This window comes from Microbacterium sp. APC 3901 (genome assembly GCF_030407765.1).
GTDB lineage: Bacteria > Actinomycetota > Actinomycetes > Actinomycetales > Microbacteriaceae > Microbacterium.
In genome coordinates, this window is sequence record NZ_JASDCU010000011.1 from 1 (window position 1) to 2028 (window position 2028).

Here is a 2028-nt window from a genome sequence, read left to right on the forward strand (position 1 = left end):
GAAGCTAAGCCTCACAGCGCCGATGGTACTGCAGGGGGGACCCTGTGGGAGAGTAGGACACCGCCGGACTTCTTTTAAGCAAATGGCCACCCATCGTTGGGTGGCCATTTTGCGTTAACAACATCTAGAACAGGGAGCATCATGCCGGAAGAGGAAGAGCGCCGTCCGCGTCGCAACGACGACAATGGATCGCGCGGTCACCGACCTCCCGGAGGGCGCTCGGATCAGAACCGCAACAGCGGTGCTCGTCGCGATGACGTTCCACGACGCGAGGGCGGCTACAACCGTGATGGCGGCGCACCGCGTTCTGGTGGGTACAACCGTGATGGTGGTGCACCCCGTTCGGGTGGGTATAACCGCGACGGTGGCGCTCCGCGCCGCGACAACGGCGCGCCCCGCTCTGGTGGGTACAACCGTGATGGTGGCGCGCCCCGTTCGGGTGGGTACAACCGTGATGGTGGTGCACCGCGCTCTGGTGGGTACAACCGTGATGGTGGCGCTCCGCGCCGCGACAACGACGCGCCCCGCTCGGGTGGGTACAACCGTGATGGTGGCGCGCCCCGCTCGGGTGGGTACAACCGTGATGGTGGCGCACCCCGCTCGGGTGGGTACAACCGTGATGGTGGCGCACCGCGTTCCGGTGGGTACAACCGTGATGGTGGCGCACCGCGTTCCGGTGGGTACAACCGCGATGGCGGCGCTCCCCGTTCGGGCGGGTACAACCGCGACGGTGGCGCTCCCCGTTCGGGCGGGTACAACCGCGATGGCGGCGCTCCCCGTTCGGGCGGGTACAACCGCGATGGCGGCGCTCCCCGCTCTGGTGGCTACAACCGTGATGGTGGTGCTCCCCGTTCGGGTGGGTACAACCGCGACGGTGGCGCACCGCGTTCCGGTGGGTACAACCGCGATGGTGGCGCTCCCCGTTCGGGCGGGTACAACCGCGACGGTGGCGCACCGCGTTCCGGTGGGTACAACCGCGATGGTGGTGCACCGCGCCGCGACAACGACGCCCCCCGCTCTGGAGGCTACAACCGCGACGGTGGCGCACCCCGCTCTGGTGGCTACAACCGTGATGGTGGCGCTCCGCGCCGCGACAACGACGCCCCGCGCTCCGGTGGCTACAACCGCGACGGTGGCGCATCTCGCCGCGACAACGACGCCCCGCGCTCCGGTGGCTACAACCGTGACAATGGTGCGCCCCGTTCTGGCGGGTACAACCGCGACGCCGGACACGACCGCGACACGTCGCGTTCCTACCCGCAGCGCGGGGGAGCGGGTCGCGAGCGTCCGATTCAGGCAGACGGCGATCGGCCCCGCTTCAACGACCCGCACATCCCGGATGAGGTCACGCCCCGTGACCTGCACACCTCGGCCCGCAACGAGCTGAAGACCCTCAGCAAGGAGAACGCGGAACTGGTCGCGCGTCACCTCGCCATGGCGTCTCAACTCATCGACGAGGATCCGGCTCGTGCGCACGAGCACGCCCTCGCTGCCTCTCGCCGTGCAGGACGCATCGCGATCGTCCGCGAGACCCTCGGCATCACCGCTTATGCGACTGAGGACTTCGCTCTGGCCCTTCGCGAGCTGCGCACGTACCGTCGCATCTCCGGCAAGGACGACCAGATCGCACTGATGGTCGACAGCGAGCGTGGCATCGGTCGCCCCGACCGCGCGCTCGAGACCGGCCGTGCCGTGGACCGGTCTGCTCTTCCCACACCGGTGCGCGTCTCTCTGGCGATCGCGATGTCCGGTGCGCGCCTGGATCAGGGCGACCTCGAGCTCGCGCTTGGCGAACTCGAGATCCCTGAGCTGGACCCCGACCGCGCTTTCGAGTGGAGTCCTGCACTGTTCGCTGCTCGTGCAGCCGTGCTCGAGGACCTCGGACGAACCGACGAAGCCGAGTTCTGGGCACACCGTGCACAGGTCGCGGCTGAGGCACTCGGTGTCGACGAGGCCGGCGACGAGGAGATCATCATCGAGGACGGCCTCATAGAAGGCGATTTCGCTGACATCGAAGGCGATTTCCCT

At 68.0% G+C, this 2028-nt stretch carries 1 protein-coding gene; it reads left to right on the plus strand.

Features of this window, described 5'->3' with window-relative positions; all coding sequences use genetic code 11:
- Nucleotides 1–141: 141 nt before the first annotated feature.
- The coding region (locus tag QMA07_RS11240; RefSeq protein WP_290161886.1) for a primosomal protein at nucleotides 142–2028 on the plus strand (1887 nt) is incomplete at its 3' end.